At 47.7% G+C, this 2,253-nt stretch carries 1 protein-coding gene; it reads right to left on the reverse strand.

Going from position 1 to position 2,253, the window contains the following annotated elements:
- Positions 1–74 precede the first annotated feature (74 nt).
- Entirely contained in the window at positions 75–2,219 is a 2,145-nt protein-coding gene (locus BN161_RS09520; protein WP_044265315.1) for a glycoside hydrolase family 97 protein, read from the reverse strand.
- Positions 2,220–2,253 lie beyond the last annotated feature (34 nt).

The raw sequence follows: 2,253 nt of genomic DNA on the forward strand, positions 1-2,253 counted from the left end.
TCCCGGCCTCCCTATTCGTATTGTTAACTTTAATATTAAATGCAGAGTATATCTCCATTTAATGCCCTTATGCCTTAGCGGATGGTTTTCAAACCTTTCATCTCCGCTTTATCAGCCTCTTTGATGCTGATGGCAACGCCACCACTGGCGGCTAATTTCTGTTTCAGTACACTCTTGGGTGTCACTACTACCTTACGTATACGATAGCTTTGGGGATTGGTATCCCAATCTGCATCCTTGCCATCTTCGTAAATGGTAGCGATATATTGTTTTCCTTCCGGAAGCCAGGAGAAAGGAATCGTTGCCATACGACTGTTCTCATCGGTAATGCCGCCAACAAACCATTCGTTTTTACCTTTTGCCTTGCGGGCTACGGTGATGTAATCTCCCGGTTCGGCTTCCAGGTACCAGCTATTGTCCCAGTCTACCGCAACGTCTTCAATGAATCGGAAGGCATCCGGGAAACGGGCGTAATTGGAAGGCAGGTCGGCTACCATCTGGATAGGAGAAGGCATAGTCATGTAAAGTGCCATTTGCTTCACCAAAGTGGTATGCACACGTTCGTTGGGTTTCTCACCGTTGTAATAAGACAGCCTTGTCTCGAAAATACCCGGGGTATAGTCCATCGGACCACCTTTCAGGCGGGTAAAAGGCAGGATACAGGTATGATCGGGATCATTGCCGCCCATTGTTTCGAACTCTCCGCCACGGGCAGATTCCTGAGCCAGCCAGTTGGGATAAGTACGGCACAAACCGGTGGGGCGTACTGCCTCGTGGCTATTAACCATTACTTTATAATCAGCAGCGCGACGGGCCACATGGATGTAATGGTTGTTCATCCATTGGGAAGAGTGATATTCATTACGGGGGATGATGTAACCTACGTAACCGGTTTTCACGGCATGATAGCCATTGTCTACCATGAACTGGAAAGCCTCATCCAATTGGCGTTCGTAGTCAGCGGCATTGGCAGCTGTTTCGTGATGCATCACCATTTGCACGCCTTTTTCTTTGGCATAACGTTGCAGTTCTTTGACGTCGAAATCGGGATAGGCTTTGTTGAAGAGGAACTGACGGTCTTTCCGGTAGGAAGCCCAGTCTTCCCAACCTTCGTTCCAGCCTTCTACCAGTATTCCGTCGATGCCATGGGCGGAGGCGAAATCAATATATTCCTTCACATGGGCGGTATTGGCGGGGTGATGGCCGTTAGGTTTCAGTTTTGTATAATCTGTAATGCCGGGCTTGGCCTGGTAGAAATCACTATACGCCCAGGTCTTTCCTTCGCCTGTGAACATTTCCCACCACACGCCGACGAATTTCATCGGACGAATCCAGGAGGTATCTTCATATTGGCAAGGTTCGTTCAGATTATAAATCAACTGAGAAACGAGAATGTCGCGGGCATCATCACTGACAATAACGGTACGCCAGGGAGACAGCACGGGCAGTTGCAAATAGCCTTTCTTACCCAATTTATCAGGAGTCAGGTGGGCGCTCAGTTTAAACTGCTTATCATCTACATTCAGCAACATACCGGCATAATCCACTAAAGCGGCTTCATGGATATTCAGGTAGATGCCGTCTTCGCTTTTCATCATTAGCGGGGTTTGCACTGTCAGGGCGCCTTCAGCTTTAGATTCATAAGATTTCTTGGCAATTCTTTTCTCCATATCCACTGCAATTTCCGATAGAGGGGCAGTGGTATAGGCAAACTCATTGGTATCATAGTCGCCGGGGATACAGAAAGCTTTGTGATTTCCCGTGAGATTGAATTCGGTTACTTCATCTTTTACGGTGAGGTAGTTCATCTTGCGTTGCAAAGGCAGTTCGTAGCGAAAGCCCAGACCATCATCGAACAGACGGAAACGGATATTCAGGATACGTCCTGTTTCCGGCTGTTCCAAGGTGACGGTCATTTCATTATAATGATTCCGTACCCGGTTGTACTCACCCCAGACGGGATTCCAGTAGTTATCAACAGAAGCACGTTCAAGGTTTGTTTGTTTGAATCCTCGGGTCAGGTCGGCTTCTTCCGTCAGGAGGCCTAAACGACCGGAGGTTAAAACGGGTTTGCCTTTATAGTCCAGCCGGTATGCCGGAACGCCGTCAGCCTGCTCCATAAACTCCAATGACAGGTTACCGTCAGGAGAAGTGAGTTGCTGGGCCGAGGCGAACGAACCGAGGCAAAGGAAAAAAGCAATAAAAAGAGAATGTTTCATATTCTAAGTAGATATTCAAAATTGTTTTATACTA

Origin of the sequence: Bacteroides timonensis (assembly GCF_000513195.1) — a bacterium.
Classification (GTDB): Bacteria; Bacteroidota; Bacteroidia; order Bacteroidales; family Bacteroidaceae; genus Bacteroides; species Bacteroides timonensis.